The sequence below is a fragment of the Massilia pseudoviolaceinigra genome (genome assembly GCF_030846505.1).
Classification (GTDB): domain Bacteria; phylum Pseudomonadota; class Gammaproteobacteria; order Burkholderiales; family Burkholderiaceae_D; genus Telluria_A; species Telluria_A violaceinigra.
The window spans coordinates 1-657 of the sequence record NZ_JAVCWL010000131.1 but is presented as its reverse complement, the minus strand read 5'-3'; the positions used below and the strand labels follow the sequence as shown (position 1 = coordinate 657).

Annotated in this window: 1 protein-coding gene; it reads right to left on the bottom strand. The window is 62.9% G+C overall.

What is annotated here, in order from left to right; all coding sequences use genetic code 11:
* On the bottom strand, positions 1-657 hold a 657-nt coding region (locus tag RBA40_RS33410; protein WP_306653219.1), incomplete at both ends, for a phage major capsid protein.

Sequence of the window (657 nt, the reverse complement as noted above, 5' to 3'; positions counted from 1 at the left end):
AGGCCAGACGCTCTTCGATCAGGATCGTGATCAGGTTGTTCACGAAGTCGTCTTCGTTTTCCGTGGCGATGGCGACCGAGGCGAGCAGGCGGTCGAAGATCTGCGCGCCCATGCGAAAGGCACCGGCCAGGAACGTCGCGATGGACATGGCCTGGGTGGTCACGACGGGTCGGCCCCAGAGCGATGGCGACAACGTGCCTTGTGGGTTGCCGATGATGTACTGGCCGGTCGTGTCTTTCAGCAGCTCGATGCCCGCCCAGTTCGACGGATGCAGCACCAGGCCATCCGATGGGTACTCGGCCAGCTCCGACTGCAGCAGGGCCAGGCGCAGGGTGTCGATGTGCGTGGCGCCAGCGATGGTGATCGGCGCCACGTAGGCCGACGCCTGGGTGTAGAGGCCGTTCAGGTTATTGCCGACGCCCGAGCCCTTGAGCAGCTGGTTCTCTTCGATCAAGCGCAAGCCGTAGGTCAGGCGCTCGTCGATGTACGATTGCAGCGCCGGGAAGTCGTCCAATATCTCGGTAGACGCCTTCATGAAGTGCGCGATTTTGACAACTGGCGCGATCGATTGCGCCAGCGTGAGGGTCGATTCCGGCTTGCGGGCGCCCTCGGCAACCGGTGCCGCGTTGTTGGTGAAGCCCGTTTCCTTCATATAGG